The 22509-nt window shown below is 73.3% G+C and carries 20 protein-coding genes; 14 read left to right on the top strand and 6 right to left on the bottom strand.

The genetic code is table 11. The features are described from left to right. The first annotated feature begins 293 nt into the window (after positions 1–293). From D9V36_RS18090 to D9V36_RS18105, 4 genes are all read left to right on the top strand, one after another. Positions 294–1796, top strand: coding sequence for an MFS transporter (locus D9V36_RS18090; RefSeq protein ID WP_129294704.1), 1503 nt, complete (start codon positions 294–296; stop codon positions 1794–1796). A gap of 70 nt (positions 1797–1866) precedes the next feature. Further along, positions 1867–2370 (top strand): hypothetical protein, encoded by a 504-nt coding sequence (locus D9V36_RS18095; RefSeq protein ID WP_129294705.1) that lies wholly within the window; start codon positions 1867–1869, stop codon positions 2368–2370. A gap of 26 nt (positions 2371–2396) precedes the next feature. Next, on the top strand, positions 2397–3167 hold the full coding sequence (locus D9V36_RS18100; protein ID WP_129294706.1) for a futalosine hydrolase: 771 nt from the start codon (positions 2397–2399) through the stop codon (positions 3165–3167). 10 nt (positions 3168–3177) lie between these two features. Next, entirely contained in the window at positions 3178–4029 is an 852-nt protein-coding gene (locus tag D9V36_RS18105) for a 1,4-dihydroxy-6-naphthoate synthase (RefSeq protein ID WP_129294707.1), read from the top strand. An 83-nt stretch (positions 4030–4112) separates the two neighbouring features. Here the strand turns inward: D9V36_RS18105 and D9V36_RS42635 are convergent, their stop codons facing one another. Then, positions 4113–4496 carry a cold-shock protein gene (locus D9V36_RS42635; protein WP_018089689.1) on the bottom strand — a complete coding sequence of 128 codons (384 nt, stop codon included), beginning with the start codon at positions 4494–4496 and terminating at the stop codon, positions 4113–4115. A gap of 241 nt (positions 4497–4737) precedes the next feature. Here D9V36_RS42635 and D9V36_RS18115 point away from each other — a divergent pair, with 241 nt between their 5' ends. Further along, complete coding sequence (locus D9V36_RS18115) at positions 4738–4989, top strand: hypothetical protein (RefSeq protein WP_431357680.1); 252 nt, start codon at positions 4738–4740, stop codon at positions 4987–4989. On the opposite strand, the gene D9V36_RS18120 is transcribed toward D9V36_RS18115, so the two are convergent. Together D9V36_RS18120 and D9V36_RS18125 are read right to left on the bottom strand one after the other, a co-directional pair. Beyond that, positions 4944–5603 carry an HAD family hydrolase gene (locus tag D9V36_RS18120; RefSeq protein ID WP_129294708.1) on the bottom strand — a complete coding sequence of 220 codons (660 nt, stop codon included), beginning with the start codon at positions 5601–5603 and terminating at the stop codon, positions 4944–4946. The genes D9V36_RS18115 and D9V36_RS18120 overlap by 46 nt on opposite strands. A gap of 164 nt (positions 5604–5767) precedes the next feature. Then, positions 5768–7045 (bottom strand): hypothetical protein, encoded by a 1278-nt coding sequence (locus tag D9V36_RS18125; RefSeq protein WP_129294709.1) that lies wholly within the window; start codon positions 7043–7045, stop codon positions 5768–5770. Between the two features lie 313 nt (positions 7046–7358). Here D9V36_RS18125 and D9V36_RS18130 point away from each other — a divergent pair, with 313 nt between their 5' ends. Further along, on the top strand, positions 7359–10040 hold the full coding sequence (locus D9V36_RS18130) for a helicase C-terminal domain-containing protein (RefSeq protein WP_129294710.1): 2682 nt from the start codon (positions 7359–7361) through the stop codon (positions 10038–10040). Between the two features lie 289 nt (positions 10041–10329). Further along, entirely contained in the window at positions 10330–11982 is a 1653-nt protein-coding gene (locus tag D9V36_RS18135; protein ID WP_129294711.1) for a DNA repair helicase XPB, read from the top strand. A gap of 15 nt (positions 11983–11997) precedes the next feature. Here D9V36_RS18135 and D9V36_RS18140 read toward each other — a convergent pair whose 3' ends face one another. Together D9V36_RS18140 and D9V36_RS18145 are read right to left on the bottom strand one after the other, a co-directional pair. Beyond that, the gene (locus tag D9V36_RS18140; RefSeq protein WP_277753457.1) at positions 11998–13278 is read right to left on the bottom strand and encodes a glycosyltransferase 87 family protein; all 1281 of its coding nucleotides are present in this window, start codon (positions 13276–13278) and stop codon (positions 11998–12000) included. Positions 13279–13530: 252 nt separating this feature from the next. Then, positions 13531–13797, bottom strand: coding sequence for a hypothetical protein (locus tag D9V36_RS18145; protein WP_129294712.1), 267 nt, complete (start codon positions 13795–13797; stop codon positions 13531–13533). Between the two features lie 599 nt (positions 13798–14396). On the opposite strand from D9V36_RS18145, the gene D9V36_RS18150 reads away from it, so the two are divergent. Next, positions 14397–16457 carry a HelD family protein gene (locus D9V36_RS18150; RefSeq protein ID WP_129298502.1) on the top strand — a complete coding sequence of 687 codons (2061 nt, stop codon included), beginning with the start codon at positions 14397–14399 and terminating at the stop codon, positions 16455–16457. 229 nt (positions 16458–16686) lie between these two features. On the opposite strand, the gene D9V36_RS18155 is transcribed toward D9V36_RS18150, so the two are convergent. Further along, positions 16687–17409, bottom strand: coding sequence for a copper homeostasis protein CutC (locus D9V36_RS18155; RefSeq protein ID WP_129294713.1), 723 nt, complete (start codon positions 17407–17409; stop codon positions 16687–16689). Positions 17410–17723: 314 nt separating this feature from the next. Here D9V36_RS18155 and D9V36_RS18160 point away from each other — a divergent pair, with 314 nt between their 5' ends. From D9V36_RS18160 to D9V36_RS18185, 6 genes are all read left to right on the top strand, one after another. Continuing rightward, a complete protein-coding gene (locus D9V36_RS18160) occupies positions 17724–18239 on the top strand; it encodes a hypothetical protein (protein ID WP_129294714.1) in 516 nt (171 codons plus the stop codon). Further along, positions 18236–18961, top strand: coding sequence for a hypothetical protein (locus tag D9V36_RS18165; protein ID WP_129294715.1), 726 nt, complete (start codon positions 18236–18238; stop codon positions 18959–18961). Before D9V36_RS18160 ends, D9V36_RS18165 begins: the two co-directional genes overlap by 4 nt. 62 nt (positions 18962–19023) lie before the next feature. Further along, on the top strand, positions 19024–19971 hold the full coding sequence (locus D9V36_RS18170) for a transporter substrate-binding domain-containing protein (RefSeq protein WP_129294716.1): 948 nt from the start codon (positions 19024–19026) through the stop codon (positions 19969–19971). Positions 19972–20024: 53 nt separating this feature from the next. Then, positions 20025–20708 carry an HD domain-containing protein gene (locus D9V36_RS18175; protein ID WP_129294717.1) on the top strand — a complete coding sequence of 228 codons (684 nt, stop codon included), beginning with the start codon at positions 20025–20027 and terminating at the stop codon, positions 20706–20708. Positions 20709–20887: 179 nt separating this feature from the next. Then, complete coding sequence (locus D9V36_RS18180) at positions 20888–21907, top strand: YHYH protein (RefSeq protein WP_129294718.1); 1020 nt, start codon at positions 20888–20890, stop codon at positions 21905–21907. 89 nt (positions 21908–21996) lie between these two features. After that, entirely contained in the window at positions 21997–22290 is a 294-nt protein-coding gene (locus D9V36_RS18185) for a MarR family transcriptional regulator (protein ID WP_129294719.1), read from the top strand. The last annotated feature ends 219 nt before the right edge of the window (positions 22291–22509 follow it).

The following is a 22509-nucleotide window of genomic DNA, read 5'->3' on the forward strand; positions in this document are numbered from 1 at the left end:
TTCTACGCCGTCTCACGAGTGCGCCAGCCGGAGCTGTCCTTGTCCTGTCCGGACGACCGGCGGTACCGGGGCGGGCGGAGCGGACCAGGGGACCGCGTCGACGTCCGCGCCCGGTCGTTTCTCGGTCGAGCGCACCTCTTGCGTCCCATTCTGCGGGATCGCGCGGAGGCACGCGGCCAAGAACGACCGCCGGTGGCGCGTTACACACGCTACCCCTTCAACGGTGTACGACCCCTCGGTGGGAGGGCAAATGTCAGCGCCGGCGACCGCGGGCCGCTGCGCCTCGCGCGCCAATGCGGAGAAAGCGCCCTCTCCTGGGCGAGTTGGGGCACTATGACCAGGTGGCTGCCGCAAGGGCGTCGAAGGTGTCGAGGGTGTCCAGGACCTCAGGGAAGTCGTCGCAGGTGTCCCGCGCCTCGACCCGGGGCCGGTACGGGGCCGGCCGGGCCCGCCGGGCGGGCCGGGGTCTGGGGCATGCGCTGCGCAGGCCCGTCACCGGCGCGGCGCGCGGGCTGCGGCGTGCCACGCATGCGCACGGCGCCGGCGAATCGGGTCTGGGCAAGCTGATCGAACTGCACGCGGTGAACTCCGCGGGCGACGTGTTGATCACCATCGCGCTGGCCTCGACGGTGTTCTTCGCGGTGCCGACGGACCAGGCGCGGGGCCGGGTGGCGCTGTATCTGGCCGTGACGATGGCCCCGTTCGCCCTGCTCGCGCCGGTGGTCGGGCCGCTGCTGGACCGGGTGCCGCACGGCCGCAGGGCGGCGATGGCGGGCGCGATGCTGGCGCGGGCGCTGCTGGCGCTGACGATGTCGGGCGCGGTGGCGACCGGCGGGCTGCAGCTGTATCCGGCGGCGCTGGGGGTGCTGGTGGCGTCGAAGGCGTACGGGGTGGTCCGCAGCGCGGTGGTGCCGCGGCTGCTGCCCCCGCGGATCTCGCTGGTCAAGGCCAATTCGCGAGTGACGCTCGCGGGGCTGCTGGCGACCGGGGTGGCGGCGCCGATGGGGGCCGGGCTGCAACTGCTCGGGCCCGGCTGGCCGCTGTACGGGGCATGTGCCGTGTTCGCCGCGGGGACCGTCCTGTCGTTCTCCCTGCCGCCCAAGGTCGACTCGGCGAAGGGTGAGGTCCGGGCCCGGCTGGCGTCCCGGGAGGCGTCGGCGCGATCGGCGGGCGGCGAGCAGCGGAAGCCGGGGCTGCGTACGGTCGGGCCGTCGGTGCTGCACGGTCTGCAGGCCAATGCCGCGCTGCGGGCGCTCTCCGGTTTCCTGACGTTCTTCCTGGCCTTCATGCTGCGCGAGAATCCGCTGGGCGGGCTGGGCGCGGCGGCCTCGCTGGGGCTGGTGGTGGTGGCGGCCGGTGCCGGAAACGCGCTGGGGACGGCGGTCGGCGCCTGGCTCAAGGCCCGCGGTCCCGAGCCGATCGTCGCGGCGATGCTGGGGCTGGCGCTGTGCGCGACGGTGCTCGCCGCGGTGTTCTACCCGGTGCTGGCGGTGGTCGTGGTCCCCGCCGCGGCGGCCGTCGCGGGGCTGTGCCAGGCGCTGGCGAAGCTGTCGCTGGACGCGATGATCCAGCGCGATGTGCCGGAGGGGGTGCGCACCTCCGCGTTCGCCCGGTCCGAGACGGCGCTGCAGATGTCGTGGGTGGTGGGCGGCGCGATCGGGATTTCACTGCCGCTGATCGGCACGCTGGGGATGGCGGTGGCCGCGGGGCTGGTGGCGCTGGGCGTGGTGCTGGCCGTGCGCGGACTGCTGAGCGCGGCCCGGCGGGGCGGTGCGCCGGCCCCCCGGGTGGCCTGACATCCGGCGGGCGGCGCGGCACGCCGTACCCGGGCGTGGCGTGAGCTGGGGCGCCAGATAGCCTGCCCGTATGACCGCTGCGTTGATCTCCTGGGGCAAGGGCCGCCGTGCCGCTGCCGCCATCGGTGCCGTGTCCCTGGGTCTCCTCACCCTCTCCGCCTGCGAGAAGCCGACGTCTCTCGCGACCGTGACCGTCGGTTCGACGACGGTGCAGGCCGAGGCCACCCCCGGCTGCGACGGCGGGGGCAAGGTCCTCTCCAAGAAGGCCGTCGCCGCCTGCATCACCAAGAAGGGCGGCAAGACGATCACCGTCCACCCCGGTGAGAAGGTGCGCGTCGGCGTCGACCCGGAGGTCGCCAAGTCCGGCTGGATCGTCATCGGCGCCGGCCCCGTCATGCGCGCCCCCAGCAAGCAGACGTACCGCAGCTTCGACGCGGACACCCTCTTCATGCAGCAGAACCCGCAGACCGGTCAGACCTCCTACAGCAAGGACGTCACCCTCCAGGTCGCGGAGCTGGGCGGCGGCGAGGGCCCCAAGACCCTGTGGCACTTCACCCTGAAGCAGCAGGACTGAGACAGCTGAGACGGGAGGGCCGGCCGATGCGGGTCCTGGTCGTCACGGCGGTGGCCGCCGAACGCGACGCGGTGGCCGCCGCGGCAGCACCCTGCGACGAAGCCTGCGACGAGACGGCGCTGCCGGGCGGGTACGCGCTGCGGCGTGCGGCGGATGCGCCGGTGGCGCTCGATGTGCTGGCCGCCGGTGTCGGCCCGGCCGCCGCTGCCGCCGGTACGGCCACCGCGCTGACCGCCGCCGCGCTCGCCGCAGCGCCGTACGACCTGGTCGTCTCGGCCGGTATCGGCGGCGGCTTCGCCGCGTCCGGCGCGGCCCTGGGCTCCGTGGTGGTCGCCGACGCGATCGTCGCGGCCGATCTGGGCGCCGAGACCCCCGACGGCTTCACCCCGGTCACCGACCTCGGCTTCGGGACGGTGGCGCACCGCCCCGACCCGGCGCTGGTGGCGGCCGTCACCGCGGCGGCCGGTGCGGCATCCGGCACCGTCGTGACGATCTCCACGGTCACCGGCAGCGCGGCCCGCGCCGCCGAGCTGGCGCAGCGTCACCCCGGGGTGCTGGCCGAGGCGATGGAGGGCTTCGGGGTCGCCGAGGCGGCCGCCGCACACGGTGTGCCGGTGCTGGAGATCCGTACGGTCTCCAACGCCGTCGGCCCGCGCGACCGCGCCGCCTGGCGCATCGGCCCCGCGCTCACCGCCCTGACCGGTGCCTTCCGCACGCTTCCCGGAGCCCTGACGGCCGCCACCGCACCGGCTCCGGCGCCCGCTCCGGCGCCCGCTCCGGATTTGCACCATCCCTGAGGAGGACCCCGTGACCCGGCCGCTGAACATCGCCTACTCGCCGTGCCCGAACGACACCTTCGTCTTCGACGCGCTGGCGCACGGCCGGGTACCGGACGCGCCGGAGCTGGCGGTCACCTTCGCCGATATCGACCTCACCAACGGCATGGCCGAGCGCGGTGAGTTCGATGTGCTGAAGGTGTCGTACGCGGTGCTGCCGTGGGTGCTCGACGACTATGCGCTGCTGCCCTGCGGCGGGGCGCTGGGGCGCGGCTGCGGGCCGCTGGTGCTGACCAGGGAGCAGGGGCCGGCCGCGGATCTGGCGGGCAAGACGGTCGCGGTGCCCAGTGAGCGCTCCACCGCGTATCTGCTGTTCCGGCTGTGGGCGGCGGCCGAGGTGCCGGGCGGGATCGGGGAGATCGTGGTGCTGCCGTTCCACGAGATCATGCCGGCCGTGCGCGACGGCAAGGTCGATGCCGGGCTGGTCATCCACGAGGCGCGTTTCACGTACCAGAACTACGGCCTGGTCCGCCTGGCCGACATGGGCGAGCACTGGGAGCTCACCACCGGGCTGCCGATCCCGCTCGGCGCGATCATCGCCAAGCGGTCGCTGGGCGAGGAGGCGTTGCGCGAGCTCGCGGCGGCGGTCCGCAGCTCCGTGCTGATGGCCTGGGACGACCCCGAAGCCTCCCGGCCGTACGTCCTGGAGCACGCCCAGGAGATGGACCCGAAGGTCGCCGACCAGCACATCGGGCTGTACGTCAACGAATTCACCGCCGACCTCGGCGAGGACGGCTATGCCGCGGTGCGCGGACTGCTCACCCGCGCCGCGGCCGAGGGGCTGGTTCCGCCCCTCGGCCCCGATGCGTTGCAGTTTGTGTGAGAGAGGCAGCAGCGCATGAGGCGCGCTGCGTGCGAGGCGTGCGCAAGTGACGGCCGGGTGCGGCCGTCCACGGGCAGGCGTGCTCAGACGTCCAGTTGGTCGGCGACGGCGCGCAGCATGCCGGCGATCTTCGCGCCGTGCACCTTGTCCGGGTAGCGGCCGCGCTCCAGTTGCTGGGTGACGTTCTCCAGCAGCGTCGTCAGGTCCTGGACGATCGAGGCGAGTTCATCGGGCTTGCGGCGCTGCGCCGCAGCCACCGAGGGTGCCGGGTCGAGGAGCGTCACGGTCAGCGCCTGATCGCCGCGCTGGCCCGCGACGACGCCGAATTCGACGCGCTGGCCAGGCTTGAGTGCGGCTACGCCGTCGGGCAGCACCGACGAGTGCACGAAGACGTCACCGCCGTCATCGCGGGAGAGAAAGCCGAAGCCCTTCTCACTGTTGAACCACTTGACCTTGCCGGTAGGCACGTCTGTCCTCGTCCTCGTACTCGTTGGAAAGAAACGTTGAAATCTGGGGCCGGGTCTACTGCGGAGACTGCGGGGTGGGTGTCCCCCCGCTCGACGAGCGAAGCCGAGAGTGGGGAGGGGCTGGAAAGCAGTGCAGCGGGCCGCAGGACCCGCCATCACCCAGGCTAATGGTCCCAAGGCCGGTGACAAGACGCCGCCGGGTGGATCCTCAGTGCTTCTGGCCCCGACTTACCCTGGTCAGGTGTCTGACGAAACTCCCCAGGCCGGGGATCTGCTGGTCCGAATCGGCGCGATCATGTTCCTAGTTGGCGCAGTGGCCACTCTCGCCACGGTGACGCCGCTGTTCCTCGGGACCGAACCGCTGCCGTCCGTCTTCTACTGGCTGTGCATGCTGATGGGGCTCGGCTTCCTCATCGCAGCGGCCGGAGTGATCCGTTCCGCCACCACTCAGCGACGTGAGGTGGCGGCGCCGTCGCCCCCGTCGGCCACATAGCGCTCCAGCCAGGACGGAAACTCCGTCAGGTCGGCGAGCACCACCTCGGCACCGGCGTTGCGCAGCTCCGTGGCGTCGCACGGGCCGGTGGCGACCGCGACGGACAGCGCGCCGGCGGTGTGCGCCCCCACGACGTCACCGGTGTGATCGCCGACGTAGACCGGGGCGTGGTGGGTGCGCAGCGCCTCGGCCTTGCGCTCGGCCCACAGCGAGCCGAAGAGGGCGTCCACGCCGAGGCCGAGGTGGTCCAGGTGCAGCTTGGCGTTGGGCTCGTACTTCGCCGTCACCACGATCGCCCGGCCGCCCGCCGCGTGCACCGCGTCGATGGCCGCCCGGGCACCGGGCAGGGCGGGCGACGCGGCGATCGCGTACTCCGGGTAGAGCGCGCGGTAGAGCTCGGCGATCTCCGCCACCCGCTCCTCGGGGAACCACTGGCGGATCTCCTCCTCCAGCGGGGGCCCCAGCCGGCTCACCGCGAGGTCGGCGTCGATCACGGTGCCGGTCCTGGCCGAGAGCTCCTGATACGCGGCCTTGATGCCCGGGCGGGAGTCGATCAGCGTCATGTCGAGGTCGAAGCCGACCGTCAGGCCGACCGTCGGAGAGTGCGCAGCCATGCCTGCCATTGTGCCTGCGGGCGCGTTCCGGCCGGGGCGGGGGGAGGCCCCTGACGCGTCGCGGCCGGGTGGCCCGGGGCGCTCAGGCCGGGTTGCTCAGGCCAGGTCGCTCAGGCCGGGGCGCGAGGCCCCTGGTGCTCCCGGCCCCTGGTGCTCCTGCCTCCTCACCGCGGCACCCGCCTCATCCGCCACACCAGGAACAGCGCCGAAGCGACCGCCGCCACCCGCACCACGCCCGGCAGCCCGTCGACCATCTCCTGCCGCAGCCGTCCCTGCGCGATCGGCTCGCCCCAGCGCCCGTCGAACCGGCCCCACAGCCACACCACCAGCCCGCCGACGACGGTCCCCGGCACGCCGAGCGCCGCGAACCTCGCCTCGGCCCGGCTCAGCCGCCGTGAAACGTAGGCGAGCCCCCAGCCGCCCGCCAGCGCCAGCCACGACCCCAGCGCCGCACCCGCCACCAGCAGCAGCACGGCCAGCGCCAGCACCGGGCTGAGCGGCGCCCGCGCCGGCACCACCACGACCTCTTCTCCGGCCTCGGCCGCGGGCACCGCACCGGGCCGGGCGCCACGCCGCCGGCCGAGCACCCGCCGGACCATCCGCCGCAGCGGACGCTCCGCCGACGCCGTCCCGTCCGCGTCCTCCTCCGCGTCCGCGTCCTGCTCCCCGGCTCCCCCGGCCCCGTCCTTCCGCATCGGCACCCGGTCGCTCTCCGGCCGGTCCCATATCTCCGGGATCTCGATCCCGCCGACGAACCCGGGAACGGTCTCGCCCGGCCCGAACGGCGCCGGCTCCACCCGCCACCAGTCGGGCGCGTCACCGTCGTCGCCCAGCTCGTCCGCGCCGGCCAGATGCGGCGGCAGGCCGACGGACGGCGCGGTCCGCGTCCCGTCGGCGCGCGGGGCGGGCACCGCGCCGTACGGACCGTCCTTGCCGTTCGCGGGCGGCTTGCCCGTCAGCCCGCCGCGCCGGGCCAGACCGGTGAGCTTGTCGCGCGCCGCGCTCCACGGGCGCGGGGTCCCTGCGGGCGGCGACGGATCTGCGGGCGGCGACGGGTCCGCGGGCCACCTCGGGCCGAGCGGCACGGAAGGTCCGGCGCCCGGGACACTCCCAGCCTGCGGTCCCTGCCGCGGCTCGGGACCGCGCCGCGGCTCCGGTCCCTGCGGAGTCTCCGGCCCGCGCCGCGCCTCCGGGCCGCCCCAGGACGCGCCCGGCACCCGGTCGTCCGTGCTCCCCGCGGCCGCGACCACCGCCTCCGGCGTCCCCAGCCGCGCCAGAACCCGCTTCACACCGGACACCGAATCGGCTTGCTGTCCGTCTATCTCGGCCCGGAGCCCGGTGACCAGCCGCATCCGCGTGGCGGAGGGCAGTCCCCGCTGCTGGGCCAGGTCGCCCACCCGGCTCAGATAGTCATAGACGAGCTGATCGCTCTCGATCCCCACGAAATCCCCTGCGGCGTCCGCTGGTTGCTGCCCCGACGGTACCGCCTCGGGCGCCTGGCGGGCCGGAGGCCGCGGGGGCCGGGGCAAGGTGGCGCGCGCGGGCGCGGCGGGGTGGGCGTACGCGGGCGGACGAGTGGCCGTACGCGTGCCGGGGCGGGGCGCTGCAGCCGCGGTGTGCGGTGCTGTCGCCGTGGCGCGAGGGGGCCGCAAGCAGGGCGCACCGGGGTGGCGTACCCGTGGCGTGGCGGCGTTCCGTGGACAGCGCGCCGCCGCTCGCTCCCCCGTCCGGCCCCGCCCCGCTAACGTAGGACGAATGACCGGTACACCCCGCACCCTCGCCGAGGAGCTCAGGACCCGCACCGACCGCGGGCTCGTCGGGCTGCTGCGGGCACGGCCCGACCTGCTCAATCCGGTGCCGGGCGACGTCACCCAGCTCGCCACCCGCGCCGGGACCCGGGCGTCGGTCGTCCGCGCGGTGGAACGGCTCGACCGGTTCGTGCTGCAGACCGCCGAGGCGCTGGCGGTGGCGCCCGACCCGTGCCCGTACGACACGCTGGGCGCGCTGATGGGCGGGGACACCGGGGACGCGGCGGTCGCCGCCGAGCTGCCCAGGGCGGTGGCCGAGCTGCGGGCGCAGGCGCTGGTGTGGGGCCCGGACGACCGGCTGCGGCTGGTGCGTACGGCCCGTGAACTGCTCAGCCCCGGCGCCGCGCATCCGTCGCCGACCGGGCTGGGGCCGACCGTCGCCGAGGCCGCGGCCGGGATGTCGCCGGGGCGGCTGCAGGAGATCATCGCCGCGGCCGGGCTGCCCGCCACGCACGATCCGGTCACCGCGGTCGCCGCGCTCGCCGCGCTCTTCTCCGACCGCGCCCGGATGACGGCGCTGCTCGACACCGCGCCCGCCGAATCCGTCGCCGTCCTCGACAAGCTGCTGTGGGGTCCGCCGTACGGCGGGGTCACCGACCGCCCGGCCGCGCATCTGCAGTGGCTGCTGGACCGGGGTCTGCTGCTCCCCGCGGGCGCCCGCAATGTCGTCCTGCCGCGCGAGGCGGCGCTCCATCTGCGCGCCGGGCGCGCCCATCACACCCCCGAGCCGGTCCCGCCCGCGCTCTCCCCCGCCACGGAACGCGATCCACAGCTTGTGGACAACGCCGCCGCGAGCCAGGCGTTCACCGCGCTGGCGACCGTCGAGGAACTGCTCAAGGAGTGGGACCTGGGCGGTCCTGGCGTCCTGCGCGCCGGCGGGATGAGCGTCCGCGACCTCAAGCGCACCGCCGCCGCCCTGGACACCACCGAGCAGCTGGCCGCCTTCTGGCTCGAACTCGCCTACGGGGCCGGGCTGATCGCCTCCGACGGCGAGGCCGACGAGCGGTTCGCGGCCACCCCGGCCGCCGAGGAGTGGCTGCAGCTGCCCGACCACGAGCGCTGGGCCGTACTGGCGGCCGGCTGGCTCTCCGCGACCCGCACCGCGGGCGTCGTCGGCAGCGCCGATGCCAAGGGCCGCGCGCTGGCCGCCCTCGGCCCGCACCTCGACCGCTCCCCCGCCCCCGAGGTCCGCCGCCGCGCCCTCGCCCTCCTCGCCGGCCTGCCGCCCGGCACCGCCGTACCGGCGGCCGCGGTCCGCTCCCGGCTGCAGTGGGAGCGCCCGCTGCGCAGCGCCGGGGCCGCGGGCCAGGTCCCGGCACCGGCCACGGGCCGGACTCCGGCCGCGGCAGGGGCCGTCGACGGCGGCGCACCGTCCCCCGGCCCCGCCGGCCCGGCGCCCGGCGCCGCCCGTTCCGCTCACACCCCCGCCGGCTCCGCCCCCGCCGACGACCTCCGCTCGCGTCTCGCGCAATGGACGCTGACCGAGGCCGAGTTGCTGGGCGTGACCGGCCGCGGCGCACTCTCCGCCCACGGCCGCGCACTGATCGACACCACCTCGGCCGACGCCACCTCGACCGACGCCACCTCGACCGAGGCCACCTCGCAGTCCGCCGCGGCCTCTTCACCCGCGCCTGCAGAGGCCCCTTCCCCCGCGGCCCCGTCCCCCGCGGAAACCGACGCCGCCGCGACCCGCGCCGCCGCGCTCCTCGCCCCCCTCCTCCCCGAACCCGTCGATCACGTCCTCCTCCAGGCGGACCTGACCGCCGTCGCCCCGGGTCCGCTGCACCGCCCGCTCGCCGACGCGCTCGGCGTCCTCGCCGACATCGAGTCCAAGGGCGGTGCGACGGTCTACCGCTTCACCCCCGCCTCGGTCCGCCGCGCCCTGGACGCCGGCCGCTCCGCCGCCGAGCTGCAGGAATTCCTCACCGCGCACTCCCGCACCCCGGTCCCCCAGCCGCTCGCCTACCTCATCGACGATGTGGCCCGTAAGCACGGCCGGCTGCGGATCGGCGCGGCCACCGCCTACGTCCGCTGCGACGACGATGCGCTGCTCTCCGAGATCCTTGCGGACCGCCGTGCCGCCACGCTCCGGCTGCGCCGGCTCGCCCCGACCGTGCTCGCCGCCCAGACCGCGCCCGACCAACTCCTCGACGGCCTCCGGGCGATGGGCTACGCCCCGGCCGCCGAGTCCACCGCGGGCGACGTGCTGATCGCCCGCGCCGACACCCATCGCACCCCGCCGCGCACCGCCCCCGCCCCGGTGCCCGACGGCCCGCCGACCCCCGACGCGACCCTGCTCACCGCGGCGGTACGTGCCATCCGCGCCGGCGACCTCGCCGCCACCGCGGAACGCAAGCCCGTCCACGCCCCCGCTCCGTCCGCCCCCGGCGCCCTCCCCCGCACCACCTCCGCCGAGACCCTGGCCACCATGCAGGCCGCGGTGCTGACCCACTCCGCCCTGTGGATCGGCTACGTCAACGCCGACGGCGCCGCCAGCCAGCGCGTCATCGCCCCGGTACGCGTCGAAGGCGGCTTCGTGACGGCCTACGACCACACCTCCGACGAGGTGCGGACCTATCCGCTGCACCGGATCACGGGAGTCGCGGAACTGGCGGACGACTCGGTCTGAGGGGTGGGCGACGGACCGGGCGGGAGCACGGACCTGGCGGGAGCAGGGCCCGAGCACGGCGCTCGCCAAGGGGCCCGGGCCGCTTCCCGGGCCCCTTGGCGAGGGCCCGCCCTTCCCTTTGACGAGGGCCCGCCCCTTCCCTCGCTGACGCCCGCTGCGCAATGCGGCACACTGGACGTTTGGCCGTATGTGCGGTCGAGGTCTGCGGCCGAGGGCCGTGGCCGTGATCAACGGTCGAGGTTTTGCGGCCGGTACCGGCGGCGAAGGCCGGAAGTGAAAGGCGAGGCGCGTGAACGGACCCCTCATCGTCCAGAGCGACAAAACGCTGCTCCTGGAGGTGGACCATGAGCTGGCGGACGCCTGCCGGCGGGCCATCGCGCCCTTTGCCGAGCTGGAGCGGGCGCCGGAGCACATCCACACCTACCGGGTGACGCCGCTCGGGCTGTGGAACGCGCGGGCGGCCGGGCACGACGCCGAGCAGGTCGTCGACGCGCTGGTGCAGTTCTCGCGGTACCCGGTGCCGCATGCGCTGCTCGTCGACATCGCCGAGACGATGTCCCGGTACGGGCGGCTGACGCTCACCAAACACCCCGCACACGGCCTGGTGCTGACCACCACCGACCGCCCGGTGCTGGAGGAGATCCTGCGCTCGAAGAAGGTGCAGCCGCTGGTCGGGGCGCGGCTGGACCCGGATTCGGTCGTGGTGCACCCCTCGGAGCGCGGGCAGATCAAGCAGACGCTGCTCAAGCTGGGCTGGCCCGCCGAGGACCTGGCCGGGTACGTCGACGGCGAGGCGCACCCGATCGAGCTGGACGAGAACGGCTGGGCGCTGCGGCCGTATCAGCAGCAGGCGGTCGAGGGGTTCTGGCACGGCGGCTCGGGTGTGGTCGTGCTGCCCTGCGGCGCGGGCAAGACGCTGGTCGGGGCGGGCGCGATGGCGCAGGCCAAGGCGACCACGCTGATCCTGGTGACGAATACGGTCTCGGCCCGGCAGTGGAAGCACGAGCTGGTGAAGCGGACCTCGCTCACCGAGGACGAGATCGGCGAGTACAGCGGGACGAAGAAGGAGATCCGGCCGGTCACCATCGCCACGTACCAGGTGCTGACGACCAAGCGGAAGGGCGTCTACCCGCACCTGGAGCTGTTCGACTCCCGCGACTGGGGTCTGGTCGTCTATGACGAGGTGCATCTGCTGCCCGCCCCGGTCTTCAAGTTCACCGCCGATCTGCAGGCGCGGCGGCGGCTGGGGCTGACCGCGACGCTGGTGCGCGAGGACGGCCGGGAGTCGGATGTCTTCTCCCTCATCGGGCCCAAGCGCTTCGACGCGCCCTGGAAGGAGATCGAGGCGCAGGGGTATATCGCCCCCGCCGACTGTGTCGAGGTACGGGTCAACCTGACCGACTCGGAGCGGCTGGCGTACGCGACCGCCGAGACCGAGGAGAAGTACCGCTTCTGTGCGACCACCGCCAGCAAGCAGCATGTGACCGAGGCGCTGGTCCGCCGCCACCAGGGCGAACAGACGCTGGTCATCGGGCAGTACATCGACCAGCTGGACGAGCTGGGCGAGCATCTGAACGCGCCGGTGATCAAGGGCGAGACCACCAACGCGCAGCGCGAGAAGCTGTTCGGCGCCTTCCGGGAGGGCGAGATCTCGGTGCTCGTCGTCTCGAAGGTCGCGAACTTCTCGATCGACCTTCCGGAGGCCACGGTCGCGATCCAGGTGTCCGGCACGTTCGGCTCGCGCCAGGAGGAGGCCCAGCGGCTGGGCCGGGTGCTGCGGCCCAAGGCGGACGGGCACGAGGCGCGCTTCTATTCGGTCGTCGCGCGCGACACCATCGACCAGGACTTCGCGGCACACCGCCAGCGCTTCCTGGCCGAGCAGGGCTATGCGTACCGCATCGTGGATGCGAATGAGCTGCTGGCGGCGGAGGACGACGCCTGAGTTCCGAGCTCCCGCTCAGAGCGTCCGGGCGCCGCCGGCGAGCTGTTGCTCCGCGCGCGGCGCCGGGAGGCGGCCGACCGCCGCGCCGGGTATGCCGGCGGGCTTCCGGGTCCACAGGGCCACGGCCACCAGCACGGCGAGACCGAGCAGCGGATACGGGGCCGCGAACGGCTGCTGCCACCACGCGAAGTGCAGGTCGAGATCGCCGGTGTGCGGGACGACCCACATCGTGCGGGCGGCGAAGGCGAGGGTGACAGCGGCGAGCAGCGCCCTGCGCCACGGGCTGCGCCGGGTACGGGCGGCGAGCGCGACGAGCAGCGGCACACACCAGACCCAGTGGTGGGACCAGCTGATCGGCGAGACCAGCAGCGCCGTGATCGCCGTACACAGCACACCCCAGCTGTCCAGGCCGCGCCGCAGATACACCCGGCGGGCGGTGCAGAGCCCCGCCACGGCGGTCAGCAGCGCGGGCACCGCCCACAGCAGGCCGGGCTCGGGCTGGTGCAGTACGCGGGTGATCAGGCCCTGGAGGGACTGGTTGTCGACGATCCAGACCTTGCCGACCCGGCCGGTCTCGAACATCCGCCGCGTCCAGTACTCGATGCTGGCGTCGGGCAGGACCAGCCAGCCCAGCAGCGCCGAGGCCAGGAACCCGCCGAGGACGGTGAAGGCGGCCTTCACCCGGCCGGTGACGAGCAGGTAGATGCCGAAGATCGCGGGGGTGAGTTTGATACCCGCCGCGATACCGGTGGCGAACCCCTTGAGGCGGGCGCCGTCCGGACGGGAGAGGTCCCACAGCACCAGGCAGGTCAGCGCGAGGTTGACCTGGCCGAAGACCAGGGTCTGGAAGACCGGCTCCAGCCAGAGGCCGAGCGCGGTGGTGGCGAGGATGGCGGGCACGGTGCGGGAAGCCTTGCGCAGGCCGGCGGCCTTGCAGGAGAGATGGAGCAGCAGCGCGAGAAGGGCCGCGTTGACGAGCACGCAGACGACCTTGAGCGTGCCGAGCGAGAGCCAGGTGGTCGGTATGAAGAGCACGGCCGCGAAGGGCGGATAGGTGGCCGGAAGTGCCCACTTGGTGACCGTGAAGCCGTAGAGATCACCGCCCGTCGAAGCGGCCTGGCCCTCGGCGCGGTAGACGGCTATGTCGGACATCGGCATCGGCAGGACCTGGTACAGCAGCCACAGTCCGGCGAGTGACGCCATGAGCAGCGCCGCCGCGATCACCAAGCGGCCGGGGCGGGCGATGCCCTGCCCCCAGGCCCGTCTCCCCGTCCGCATCCCCTCGACGGCAGACACCCGTTGTCCCCTCCCCGTAGCCCTGAGTGCGCTCTCTTCCGGCGACGCTAATCGATCGGGCCCGACGGGCCGTAACGGTTTCCGGACAACCGGATGACGACGGGGGTGGTGCGGGGTCGGGGCATGCGGGGTCCGGTGGTGCGAGGTCGATCCCTATGGAGCCGGGTCGTGTGGAGCCGGGTCGTGTGGAGCTCTGTGGCGCGGGGTCGGGTCGTGCGGAATCGGGTCGTGTGGAGCCGGGTGTTCATGCAGTCAGGCGTTCGTGGTGTCGCGGTGGTTGTGCCGGGCGTTCGTGGTGTCGGGCGTTCGCGGTTCGTCCGCGTACTCGCCCATGACGGCGACGCTGAAGGCGGCCGTGGCGAAGACCTTGATCGCGCGGAGTGCGTTGCCCACGACATAGCGGTGCTCGTGGACGGCGGCCGCCCCGCGTCCGGGGTCCGCGCCGAGGGCTGTGGCGCCCTTGACCGGGTGGACGGAGATCGGGTGGACAGGACCTGGGGGAATCGCTGCGCTGCTCATGTCTCCATGATGAAATTCACGCGATTGCATCACATCGGTCCATAGGTCCATCTCCGGGGCCGGATGTCCGTCTCCAGACCCAGCCGGCCCCCTACGGGAGGTCTACGGCGCCCTCAGGGTTCGTTCGCCCCGAAACGACCGCCGCAACGCCGCCGGAAATCCGTTGGCGCCGTTCTGAGCCGCTGACTACAATCGCGCGTCTGCCTGCCTCCCGTCGGGGAGTGCCGCCGACCGGTCGGAAACCGGACGGCCCTTTCGCTTCACGCCGCTGACCCGCGCACCGCCTGACCTGCGCTGCGCACCGACACCGGCCCGCCGCGCCCGCTCACCGCGGCGCGCCCGCCGGAGCACCCGCCACCGGAGGCAACACCGTGCCCTCGCACGCCCACCCGTCGCCCGACCACCACCCCTCACCGCCGACGCTCCGCGCCGAAAGCCTTTCCCCGTCGCCCGACCACCGCCCCTCACCGCCAACGCTCCACGCCGAAAGCCCTTCCCCGTCGCCCGACCACCGCCCCTCACCGCCAACGCTCCACGCCGAAAGCCCTTCCCCGTCCCCCACCCACACCCCCGACCCCCTCCAGCGCGAAAAGTCCCACCTGGCCGCCTCCCGCGCGGCCCTGCGTGCCATGCGCGAGGACGCCGAGGCGCTGAACATCGCCGATGTCACCGCGAACTGGGTCAACGCCGAAGTCCTCCAGGGCGAGATCGACGCCCGGATCAAGGCGCTCGCCGACCTCTCCCACACCCCGCTCTTCTTCGGCCGCCTCGACTATCTCCACGCCCCCGGCCTCGACCTCGCCGAAGGTGCATCAAGAGGGGCGGCGCACAGCGCCTCCGGCGAGGGTGGTGGTGGGCGACGGGAGGGCGAGAACTTCTACATCGGGCGGCGGCACGTCCACGACGCCGACGGCGACCCCATGGTCATCGACTGGCGCGCGCCCGTCTCCCAGCCGTTCTACCGGGCCTCCAAGAAGGACCCGATGGATCTCAGACTGCGCCGCCGTTTCGGTTACACGGCGGGCGAGTTGACCGCCTACGAGGACGAACACCTCACCGACCCCGCGGAGGCCGAACGGACCAGCCGGCTCCTCCAGACCGAGATCGAGCGCCCGCGCGTCGGCCCCATGCGGGACATCGTCGCCACGATCCAGCCGGAGCAGGACGAGATCGTGCGGGCCGGCATCGGCGGCTCGGTCTGCGTACAGGGCGCGCCGGGCACCGGTAAGACGGCGGTCGGCCTGCACCGTGTCGCGTATCTGCTGTACGCGCACCGCGAGCGGCTGGCCCGGGCCGGCACCCTCGTCATCGGCCCGAACCGCTCCTTCCTCCACTACATCGAGCAGGTGCTGCCGGCCCTCGGCGAGCTGGAGGTCAAGCAGGCCACGGTCGACGACCTGGTCGGCCATGTGGAGGTACGCGGCACGGACGAGGCGGCCGCCGCGATGGTCAAGGGCGACGCACGTATGGCCCAGGTGCTGCGGCGGGCGGTCCGCTCGCACATCACCATGCCGCAGGAGCCCTGCGTGGTCGTCCGCGGCTCCCGCCGCTGGCGCGTACCTGCCTATGAACTCGAAGAGCTCGTAGGGGAGTTGATGGACCGGGACATCCGCTACGGTGCCGCCCGCGAGGCACTGCCCCAGCGGATCGCGCACGCCGTGCTGGTCCGGATGGAACAGGCGGGCGAGGCCCCGGACGACCGGGTGCAGGACGCGGTGGCCCGTAACCCCGCCGTGAAAGCCGCGGTCAAGGAGGTCTGGCCGCCGGTCGACCCGGCAAAGCTGGTGCTGCGGCTGCTGGGCGACGCGGAGTTCCTGGCCGAGCAGGCCGAGGGGATCCTGACGCCCGAGGAGCAGAAGACGATCCTGTGGACCAAACCGGCCCGCAGCGTGAAGAGCGCCAAGTGGTCCTCCGCGGACGCGGTGTTGATCGACGAGGCGATGGACCTGGTCGCGCGCACCCACTCCCTGGGCCATGTGGTGCTCGACGAGGCACAGGACCTCTCCCCCATGCAGTACCGCGCGGTCGGCCGCCGCTGCACGACGGGCTCCGCGACCATCCTCGGCGACATCGCCCAGGGCACCACCCCCTGGGCCACCCACACCTGGGAAGAGGCGCTGGCCCACCTGGGCAAGCCCGGTTCGGCCGTCGAAGAGCTCACCCAGGGCTTCCGCGTACCGCGCGAGGTCATCGCCTACGCGTCCCGGCTGCTGCCCGCCATCGCCCCCGATCTGACGGAGGCGACCTCCATCCGCGAGGCGGCCGGCGACTTCGAGATCCGCCCGGTCGAACCGGCGGACCTGACCGCCGCCACCCTCGCGGCCTGCGACGATGCGCTGAAGAAGGAGGGCTCGGTCGGCCTGATCGCCGCGGAGGCCCGCATTCCGGTGCTGCGCACGGCCCTGGAGGCAGCGGGCACGACCTGCCTGGCCCCCGGCGAGGAGACCTCGGCCGAGGCCCGGCTGACGCTGGTACCCGCCACCCTCGCCAAGGGACTGGAGTACGACTACGTCGTCCTGGAGGAGCCGGCCGCGATCGTCGACGGCGAACCGGACGAACGCACCGGCCTGCGCCGCCTCTACGTCTGTCTGACCCGGCCGGTGTCCGGGCTGACGGTGATCCACGGCGCGGCGCTGCCGGAAGCGCTGGCCGGCGCCTGAGGAGCGGACGGCGGGCGCGCGGGGCCGGCAAGGTCCCTCGGGCCCTCCGGGGAACCTCCCGCGACCTCCGGGGGCCCTCCCATGACCTCCGGGGGCGGCCCGCCCGCCCGGCGCGCCCCGCCCCCGGGCCCACCGGCCGATGCCCCGGGCCCACCCGCCCGACGCCTCAGCCCCGCCGCACGACGCCTCAACCTCCCCGCCCGGCGCCTCAACCTCCCCGCCCGGCGTCTCACCCTCCCCGCACGACCGGCCGGTCCAGCGCCTCCCGCCACGCCCGTACCGCCGCCGCGTCCACGGGCGCCGACCAGCCGTCGGGCCGCGCCGCGCCCCCGATGTGGAACGCGTCGAGACCGGCCGCGCGCAGCGCCGGCAGATGGCCGAGCCCGAGTCCGCCGCCGACCAGGATCCGCGGTGCGTACCCGGGCTCGCCCGCTGCCGTACGTGCCTGCTCGGCCAGCAGTGTCCGCATGCCCGCGTCGACGCCTTGCGCGGAACCGGCCGTCAGATAGGTGTCGAGCCCGGCGGTGCCGGGCGCCTCCGACAGCTCCTTGCGCAGCGCGTCCCGGTCGGCGGCCCGGTCGATGGCCCGGTGGAAGGTCCACCGGCAGCCGTCGATCACCTCGGCCAGCGCCGCCACCGCATCGAGATCCGGCTGCCCGTCCGGCGTCAGAAAGCCGAGGACGAACTCCTCGGCGCCCTCCGCCCGCAGCGCCGCGGCCTCCTCGCACAGCGCCGTCACGTCACCGGCCGCGAAACCGTCGGCGGACCGCAGCATCACCCGCAGCGGGATGTCGACGGCCGCGCGGATCGCCGCGAACGCCGCGCGGGGCGGGGTGAGCCCGTCGGCGGCCATGTCCGTGACCAGCTCCAGGCGGTCGGCCCCGCCGGCCTGGGCGGCGACCGCGTCCTGCGGGTCGAGTGCGATCACCTCCAGGAGCGCGCGCTTGCTCATATGACCTCATCCTTCGCTGACGACGTGACGGGACATGTCGGGACGGACCGCCCCGACACCCAGGGACAACAGGTCTAGTCCAATATCCCAGACTACGGGCCGCCCGGCAGGCGACGCACACCGACGCGCGGCCGAGGCGCCCGCCGACACGCACCCAACCCCCGCCCGCCGACCCGACGACACCCCGACCCGACCGCACCCCGGCCCGAAACACCCCATTGACACAGGTTTGAACCACCCCTCGCAGGGGTAACACGCCCTCCGCGTAAGGGCGTTGCACCATCACGCCCCATCCAAGATCAGGGGGAGACCGGATGTCCGAATTAGCGAATGTGTCCGCGGAAATCGCCCCCTATCTCGCCCTGGCGGCGAACAGCATGGGCACCTCCGTGCTCACCGCCGCCCAACAGCGGATCGCCGAACGCACCGTGACCGCCGGCGAGGGCTTCTTCCGCCGGCTGCTGCGCCGCGACGACGGGACCGACTCCGGCCTCGGCGACGGCGCCGGCCCCGGCCCCGGCCCCGGCGAGGGAGTTGCCCCGCCGCTCCTCGACACCCGGCGCGCGGACGCCCTCGACGCCCTGCTCGCAGGCCTCGACGACCAGGAACGGCACCTGCTGTCCGCCGCCCTGACCGCCTGGCTGCGGTCCCCCGCCGACCGCCGCGACGCCCCCCACTTCCTGGAGCACGTCACCCGGCTCGCCCCGGCCGCCGCCGTGCACACCGTCCACAACACCCCGACCGCGACCGGCCAGGGCTCCATCGCGGCCGTCGAGATCCACGGCGACATCCACATGGGGGGCGGCCCGGCCCCCCGGAACGGCTCATGACCCGCCTCGGAGACGGTGGCAGCGTCCACAACAGTCCGACGGCACACGGCGACCACTCCATCGCGGCCAACGACATCAAGAACGTGATCGTCAAATGGGTGATGCACCCCAGCGCACGCTGGCTGCCGCTCCTGCTGGCCTGCACCGCCGTGGTCATCGCCGGAAGCACCCAGCCGGGCGGGCCGGCCGGCCAGTACACCCTCTGGGGCGTGCTCTCCGGGATGGCGCTCCTCACCGGCGCCGCCCGCGTCCTCAACCGGCGCCCCCGCGACGCCCGCGTCGTCGGCACGCTGTCCCTGCTCTCCGTCCTGGCGACGGTCGGGGGCTGGCTGGCATTCCAGCACGTCGTCACACACGGCGAGATCGATGTGACCGGGTCCGTCCGTATCCGGGGCGCACAGCCGCTGGACGGGGAGACGAACCGGAGCCTCACGCTCCTTCTCGACGCCCCCGCCCTGAAGGAGGCACGTGACGCCCTGCGCCTGACGCTGGCCATCAACGACCACGATCCGGCCGGCCCGACCTGCCTCCCGGACTCCGCCACCGTCTCCCTACTCGCCTCGGGCGTCGCGGCCCAGCCGCAGCTGATCGGCTCCCACGGCACCGTCGACTTCGCCCTGGGCGCGGGGGTCAGCACCGTACGGATCAACGTCACCCTGCACACCGACCGCGGCTGCCGGATGGACATCAGCGCGACGGACGCGGTGCTGCACGACAGGTGATCCGGCGGACCGAAGCAGGCCGTGGAAGCACCGACGGCCCACGACACGAACGGGGGATCTTGATGACCACTCACGCAGCCACTCACGCACCCGCTCACACACCCACTCACGCACCCGGAGACGCACCCGGAGACGCAATCCGCCACTCCAGCCACAGCCGCACCGTCCCGCTCGCGGCGCTCCTCACCCTCGCCGCCCTGACCGCCACCGCCTGCGGCGCCTCGGAGCCGCCCTCGCTCTTCGCGCACGGCAGGACATCGGTCGGCACGAAGAACGACCAGCCGGGCACCGGCGTCGTCCACGTCTACAAGTTCTCCGGTTTCGACATCACCGTCACCCGACAGGTCCTCAAGGCGGTCGGCGCCGAGCCGGACTTCGGGATCGTGCCGTCGGAGGACCGCAGCACCGTGCTCACCGAGAAGAAGAAAGACCTGGTCGCCGCGACGTTCTCGATCACCGCCGACCGTATGAAGAAGCTGGACTTCGCCGGACCGTACGCCTCCACCTTCCAGGGCATCATGGTCCGCAAGAACGACAACCGCATCCGCAAACCCGAAGACCTCGTCGGCAAGCGCGTCTGTGCCTGGCCCGGGACGACCTCCTTCACGACACTGGACAGCCCGGCGTACCAGCGGATACAGCTCTACCAGGCCCCGGACGCCTCCAGCTGCATCAGGGATCTCAAGGAGACGAAGTTCGCCGACGCGGTCTCCACCGACCAGATGATCCTCTACGGCTTCACCCAGGAGAACCCGGATCTCAAGGTCGTCCCGGGCCTCACCTACGGCTCCGCCAACCGCTACGGCATCGCCATGGCCAAGGGCCACCGCCAGGACTGCCTGAAGCTGCGGGACGCCCTGCGGGACTACGTCACCGACAACACCTGGAACCAGGACTTCTCCACGTCCCTCTGGTCCATCCCCAAGGCCGACCCCAGGTGGGAGACCAACTACAAGCCGAGCGTCGCGACGATCGACTCCCTCTCGTGCCACGACGAGCCCCAGCCCTGACCGGCACTTGCCCTCCGCCCCGGATTCCCGGCGCGCGAGGCACAATGGCGGGCATGACCTCCGTGTCCCGTACGGCAGACACCACCGACCCGGCGCAGGAGCTGCGGCAGCGATGGGCCGTGACCGTCGCCAAGGCCCGCGGCACCAAGAACCCCACCGCACCCGACCCCGCCCCGTACGCGGACAACCTCCTGTCCCGCTGGAGCGAACCGCAACGCCGCTACCACACCGTCGGCCATCTGACCGCGGTCCTCTACCGCATCGACGAACTGGCGCAGCACGCCGACGACTTGGCCACCGTCCAGCTGGCGGCCTGGTTCCACGACGCCGTCTACCGCCCGGACCGCTCCGAGAACGAGGAGCGCAGCGCGGCCCTCGCCGAACGCGCCCTGCCCGAGCTGGGCATCGGCCCGGCCCGCACGGCCGAGGTCGCCCGCCTGGTGCGGCTCACCGTCACCCATGACCCGGCGCCCGACGACCCCGACGGCGAGGTGCTGTGCGACGCCGACCTCGCCGTGCTCGCCGGCTCCCCCGACGAGTACGCGGCCTACGCCGCCGCGGTCCGTGCCGAGTACTCCTTCGTGCCCGACCCCGACTTCCTCGCCGGCCGCTCGGCCATCCTGTCCCAACTCCTCGCCCTACCCCGCCTGTTCCGCACCCCCCGCGGCTACGACCGCTGGGAACACCTCGCCCGCCGCAACCTCATGACGGAGCTGGATCTGCTGCGCGGGACGTAGGGCGGCGGACGGCGGGGCTCCGTCGTGCGCGCCCCGCTCCGGCCCCGGGCTCACCCGAACGCGCATACGTGTCGGCCGGGCATCGGTCGCCGGGCGTGGTGAGGTAACGCGGGAGGCGAGAGCCGAGCCGGAACACCGGCCCGCCGCCCGTCTGTTCCTTGCCGAGCTGGGGAGCGTTCATGTACGGCGTGCTCAGATCCGTTGCCATGGCGGCCGGTGCCGTCTCGGCGCTGCTGGCTCCCTCGATGGCCCCGGCCGGCTCCGGGGCCGTGGCGGCGGTCGCGCCTCATCCCGTACGGGCGGCCGACGACGTACCAGGCGGCCAAGACGGCACCCTCATCACCCGCCTGCGCACACCCTCCACCGGCACATCGATCGCCTCCCCCGCGCGCGACACCCTCTTCGCCTGCAAAGGAGGCACCCTCACCCGGCCCGACCGCCCGTGGATCGACGCGCACGGCGTGATCGACGTACTCAAGCGCCCGTTCGTGTCGGGGACCATGCACTGGCACAAGGACCTGCGGGTGACGACGACCGCGACCACGAGGCGCTTCCAGGGCAACGGCCTCCCCGGCCATCCCACCGGGCGCTTCCCTGTCCAGAAGGGCACCCCCGCCTACCCGTACTACGCGCAGATTCCCGCGCACGGGTACCCCAGCGCCGCCGAGATCCCCATCAAGCCGTGGGACCTCGACGTCACCGTTCCGCGCGATCCGTCCCCCCAGGCGCAGCCCACCTGCATCGACCAGCTGACGACCGGGATGGCGCTGGCGGGCGGCACCTTCCACCTGGAGGTGGCCACCGACGCGGAGGACCGGCCGGTCGACCCCAACGCGGCGCTGCCGCTGGACCGCTGCTGGGGCCATCCGTACGACACGCAGTACCACTACCACGGCCCCTCGCAGACCTGCTTCGACAGCAAGCTTTCGCACGGGTCCGCGAATCCCCGTTCCCCGCACTCACCGCTCGTGGGTTACGCCATCGACGGCTTCGGGGTCTTCGGGCCGCGCGGCGAGGACGGAAAGATCGTCACGAACCGGGATCTGGACGTCTGCCACGGTCACACCCACGCGATCATGTGGGACGGCAAGAGGGTCGTCATGTACCACTACCACCTCAACGGCGAGTATCCATACTCCATCGGATGCTTCCGGGGGACGCCGGTGACGGTGCCCGGGTCGGGGCACGGCTGGCACTAGTACCGCAGCGGTGTTCCGGCGAATCCGCGGCCCGGGGTGCGGAACCCCGGACCGCAGGTGACCGTCCGCCGGCTTCAGCCTTCCGGCGTGTGTGCCTCTTCGCCGATCTCGTCCGCTGCGAGACGCGCCTCTACAACGCACTGAACGACCGTCTTCGCGAGCGGCACGGGATCGTCACCTGGCAGTTCGAGTTCCTGCGCTTCCTCCGCGACCGCCCCGGGTCCCGGGTGGCCGACCTCTCCGCCGAGTTCGCCATCGGGATCGGCGCGACCAGCAAGGGCATCGACCGCCTGGAGAAGAAGGCATGGGTCATACGGCGGACCAACCTTTCGGAGCTACGCTCCGCGCTCGAACGCGGCCAGATCGGCCTGCCCACAGGCTGACCGTCATGCGCATCCAAGGCGACTGCCCATCGGCCGCGTGATCAGCCTTTGCCACGCGCGATCGGCCTCGGAGTGCGCACCCCGAGAAGGCTCGGAAATATGTTGAGGCCCCACCTGTGAGGGTGGGGCCTCAACGTGCCGGCGTCACTCCGGCAACACGAACCGGATCATTCCGCGTCCCGTCGCCGCGCGCGGCGACAATACCCCCAATGGATTTTC

The organism is Streptomyces lydicus (genome assembly GCF_004125265.1).
Classification (GTDB): domain Bacteria; phylum Actinomycetota; class Actinomycetes; order Streptomycetales; family Streptomycetaceae; genus Streptomyces; species Streptomyces lydicus_C.